The following is a 5,013-nucleotide window of genomic DNA, read 5'->3' on the forward strand; positions in this document are numbered from 1 at the left end:
CATCCCAAAACCTTAAAAACCCCTTATCTACCACGTACTTTTCAAGCTTACTTTTCAATTATCTCCAACCACGCCACCGTCTCCACATGTTTTGAGATGAGTGGATAGCTGTCAAAGGACAATTTCCATTTTCCTTTTTTACTGAATTCTCTTTGAGGAAACATATCTACTGTGGGCTTTCGTGTGTGGGAAGATATCGAAATTCTCTATTGTTGTTAAAGAAAAAAATTCTAACCAAGGACTACTGTTGAGTTAGCAGTAATAATTGCACCTTCTCCATTTTTAACACCCGGCATTATGATTACATTTTGACCTATCCACACATCATTGCCAATCACTGTGTCACCCTGAAAAGGAAGTTGTTCTATTGCAGGAGTTACTTTTTCCCATCCACCGGTAGAGAAATTAAAGGGGATAGTTTGTAATTTCATACATCCTATGAGTTGCTCCATTCATGATAAACCTAACACCCTCTGCAATAGAGCAAATTTTACCGATGATTAGCTTATCTCCAAGAAATTCATAGTGGTGCTCTATATTATTGTAAAATTCCTCAGGAGACTTTTTCATCATCACTATAGTAAGTGTATTCACCAATCTCTACATTGGGTTTTCGATAGATTACTTATAGAAAAACCGTTTGGATATTTTTATTTGGGTATAATTTTTTCTTATCTAATCCTAACATAGGATATAACTCACTCTCATATTTATATATATTTTATTGTGTTTTATATGATTTATTATTTTGATACCACAGCAAAGCATCCTTTTCTAGTTGCTTTACAAATGCATCTTTACCAGCGCAGTAGCCTTCAATATCCTCCGGGAACCGATTAGCCAGTTTCATCTTTAATTTACCATACTCTAAAGCGATGTCAGGATGTGTACGCAGAAAGTTCCTTACTGCTATGTGCCTAGTAATATTTTTGTGACTGTTTTGCTCAAATATATGAATTTGGTGTGTCCTGTTATCGCCACCTTTACGGAAATATCTCCGCCCTTTAATACCAAACTCACCCATACACTCATACCCAATGGCTACAAATTCTTCGTTATGCTTATCAACCAAACTAATATTTGTCACTACGGGCATTATATCTATGATTGGTTTAGCATGTAACCCCTTAACTGCTGTACTGCCAATATGGTAAATCTCCACCAATATATCCTTCAATATGTTACTTATCTTCTGTGATTCATTTTCATACTCTACTTCCCAAAAGGGGTCGTACGGAACAACTCGTATAAACAATAATAACCCTCCAATCTCTTTCTCAACAAATAACGTTACGACATTATTAGAAAAAGTCTTTATACTCTTTAACAATGGAGTCGCCAGCCAGAATAGACTTTATTGACCAGCGACTACCTTAAATTTAATGTTTCAGATTTATTTTCTTATCACTAATTTCATAAACCACATCAGCCACATTATCGAGTAGCCGTTTGTCATGGGTGATAAACACTATAGTTCCAGAATACTCCTTCATTAATATTTCCAAAGCCTCTAAGCTTGGTATGTCAAGGAAATTGCTGGGTTCATCCATTAGTAAGATGTTATATCTACCCATAAGCATTTTAGCTAGCAATAATTTCATAATTTCGCCGCCACTTAAAACAGATAAGCTTTTTCTAATATCGTTCTGCTTAAATCCCATGGATGCTAGCACGGAACGAATTTCTGAAACATTGTAATCACAATCCTCCTGCATAAACTCCAGGACTTTTTGATTACTGTTGTACTTGTAACCATTTTGTGCAAAGTATCCTATTTTGGCCTTAGGTGAAATAGTAATTCCATCTTCATGATTTAAGATCATTTGGATTAAGGTTGTTTTTCCTGTTCCATTACCTCCAGTTATCGCTACTTTTGCTCCTAGCGGAATTTGAAAAGATGCATTTTCAAACAGTGCCTTATCCCCTAATATTTTATTAATTTCCGCACCGACTATAGGGTATGGATTATGGAGCTCCAATGCTTTACTTTGCCTGAAACGAATTCTGCGAATGTCTTCCGGAGCCTCTACTTTTCCTAAGGCCGCAATCCTGTGCTCTAGGGATTTAGCGGCATTATGCATCTTTTTTTCCTTACTTCCTATTGATTTTTGATGAGCTAAACGCCCTCCGCCTTCAGTACTTTTTTTCTTTGAAGCACCTTTTGCCTTCTGTTCTATTTTACGAGCCTGTTTTCGCTTTTCCTCCGCAGCCCTTTCCAATCGGGCACGTTCCGCAATAAATTGTTCGTATTCTGCAGCTTGGCTCTTACGTTCTTCCTCTTTCTGACGAAGATAATCAGAATAGTTTCCCCAATACTCAGTGATTTTGCCATCTTTCAGTTCCCATATTTTATCTACTATTTCATCAAGAAAATAGCGGTCATGGCTAATAACTAACAGTGCACCTGTAAAATATTTTAGCTGTCCTATTAGAAAATCAATTCCTTCACGGTCTAAATGGCTCGTAGGTTCATCCGCTAAAATACCATGAACCTGTGCCGATAAGGCCTGTGCTATTTTAAGCCTTGTTTCTTCACCACCGCTCATGGTCTGTATATTTAATTGCTCAACACCTAGCTTGCCTACAAGTGCAAAATCTTTTTCCTCCTGCAGAGTTACTTCGTCCAACTGGGGAATATAGGCAAGTTCACCCAGACGATTCATTTTACATCCTGGGGGAATTAATTCTCCTAAAAGTACCTTGAGTAAAGTGCTTTTTCCTGCACCATTTGCTCCTACTAAACCAATACGGTCATAATCATATACTTCTAATTCATTTATATCTAAAACATCGCGTCCTTTGAATTCCACACGAATGTCTTTTGCTTTTAATATTAATTCCATAACATTTCCTCCTGTCTATAATCGCATGCTTTCATTTGCTTGTACGCAGGGAAAACCCTGCGATTTTAGCAGGAAGAATTACATGAAAATAAGATACATAAATATCCCTCCAATATTGTTTATTTTAAATCTAATTTTCTAACCTCAGTTATCATTGGGCAAACTATAGCAATGCCAATAATTAAAATACCTGATAGTAAAAACCAATGATTTACACCGATTTTATCAGCAAAGAATCCAGAAAGAATTAACCCAATTGGCATAGCAAGTGACATGATACTTCCGGTCAAAGAAAATACACGTCCTAAATATTCAGGCTTAATTTTCTCCTGAAAAAGAGCTGTTTGCACACCGCTATAAAATGGCACCGAAAGCCCCATTATTGCACAGCAAACTACAAATATTACAAATCCATTTGGAGGAAGTATTCCCGAAACGGCTAAACTGGCCCCCATTATAAAAAATGAACTAGTTATTAGTAATACACGCTTTTCGAAGCTCCCTAATCTTCCTAACAATAAGCCTCCTGCTAGCATTCCAAAGGCAAAGGAAATTTCCGTAATAGAAATATGCACAGGTGTTCCATTAAAGTATTCCATGCTTATTAAAGGAAATAGTGCATTAATTGGCATATAAACAAAAGTATATAGTGTTCCTAAGAGTAATAAGGCAAACAATCCTTTGTTTTGTCTCAGAACGACAATTCCTTCTTTCATTTCTCTTATGAAATTTGGTTCCAAACTTTGCACTTGATTACCCAGCTTAGGTATACGTACAATTGCTACCGTAATAGATGCAATCACAGCACCCAATACGTCGATGGCAATAATAGCATTTAAATCCCAAACGGAGTATAAGAGTGCTGCAACTGCCGGACTAACAATATAGCTTATAGACTGCAAAGACTGACTATAGCCTGCGCATTTCGTTAGCTGTTCTTCTGGTACTAAAAGTGGTGTAACCGCATTGAGCGCTGGGGTATGAAAAGCTGTTCCAATGCTACGGATAAACAATACTATCATAACCATCCAGACAGGTAGCTCCATATAGAATGCAACAATAGCAAGCACTGCACCAGCTGCTGCGATAATTAAATCGGCACCAATCATTATCTTCTTCCTATCATGACGATCCACTAGCACACCAATGGCAGGCCCCAAAATCGCATAGGGTAAAAAACCTACTAATGAAGCCATAGACAAGACCATCGCAGATCCTGTTTTTTCTGTAAGGTAAAAAATAATCGCCATTTGCAGGATGGCACTAGTGATTAATGATACTGCTTGCCCTGCCCATATTGCATAAAATTTTCGTTTCCAATTGTTGTATTTTTCCATTTATATTATCTCCTGCATATTATTTTGCTTGAATTTCTATTTTGAATAGCATTCTAGGCAATAAAAAATGCAGGCCAAACCCCACAATGTGGCTTTTGGTCTGCATACATACAATTTGGAAGCATTCATATTAAAGACATAGTTAAATAAAGGTATAGTTAAATAACCAATATCCTCACCGTAACTAACGAATGCTCAATATCGTATAAATAAGCACAACAAAAAAGCCTATCATCGGGGATAGATTCTGCTTTTTTTATTGCCAGCTTATCTTAAACGCATTGAGGCTGTCATAGTTTCGGTTCCTCCTACATCTTTATTTATATCAATTTATAGAATAACACAACAAGATGATATGTTCAATATAAAAATTATGGAATGAGTCTCATACTTCCAATTCGATGCCAGATTTAAAGGTTATGACGGTTTGTCAAATTAAGCGCAACACTTCCTCGGTGAAGGCCTCGTGTGCGGTTTTCCAGTCCAGGCACTTTCTCGGTCGCCCGTTGATCTTGGCGAGCGCGTCCGCGAGTTCGTCATGCGCCACCTGCGCGAAGTCCGTTCCTTTCGGGAAGAACTCGCGCAGGAGCCCGTTGGCGTTCTCGTTGCTTCCCCGTTGCCACGATGAGTACGGGTCGGCGAAATACATCGGCACACCGAGTGACGCCTGGATGCGCTCGTGACCGCTGAACTCCTTGCCACGGTCCGTCGTCGCCGTCTCGAACGTGCCGTCCGGGAAGGCGCCGTGCACCGCATGGATCGCCCCCTCCATCGAGGCCGCGGTGCGGTCCGCGATCGGCAGGGCGAGATAGAACCGGCTCTTCCGCTCGATG

The 5,013-nt window shown here is 38.9% G+C and carries 4 protein-coding genes and 1 pseudogene; all 5 read right to left on the reverse strand.

The genetic code is table 11. The features are described from left to right. Positions 1 to 242 precede the first annotated feature (242 nt). A pseudogene (locus KNO61_RS17535) lies at positions 243 to 613 on the reverse strand (CatB-related O-acetyltransferase); the annotation flags it as partial. A 108-nt stretch (positions 614 to 721) separates the two neighbouring features. Continuing rightward, positions 722 to 1,255: a GrpB family protein gene (locus KNO61_RS17005; RefSeq protein ID WP_193809670.1), complete on the reverse strand. Its 534-nt coding sequence runs from the start codon at positions 1,253 to 1,255 to the stop codon at positions 722 to 724. A gap of 124 nt (positions 1,256 to 1,379) precedes the next feature. Continuing rightward, positions 1,380 to 2,843 carry an ABC-F type ribosomal protection protein Msr(D) gene (gene msr(D) / locus KNO61_RS17010; RefSeq protein WP_214873997.1) on the reverse strand — a complete coding sequence of 488 codons (1,464 nt, stop codon included), beginning with the start codon at positions 2,841 to 2,843 and terminating at the stop codon, positions 1,380 to 1,382. Positions 2,844 to 2,962: 119 nt separating this feature from the next. Further along, positions 2,963 to 4,180, reverse strand: a complete 1,218-nt coding sequence (gene mef(A) / locus KNO61_RS17015; protein ID WP_060470352.1) for a macrolide efflux MFS transporter Mef(A) — start codon at positions 4,178 to 4,180, stop codon at positions 2,963 to 2,965. Between the two features lie 430 nt (positions 4,181 to 4,610). Further along, on the reverse strand, positions 4,611 to 5,013 hold a 403-nt coding region (locus KNO61_RS17020; RefSeq protein ID WP_214873999.1), incomplete at its 5' end, for an IS30 family transposase.

The sequence above is a fragment of the Exiguobacterium sp. s140 genome (genome assembly GCF_018617035.1).
GTDB lineage: Bacteria > Bacillota > Bacilli > Exiguobacteriales > Exiguobacteriaceae > Exiguobacterium > Exiguobacterium profundum.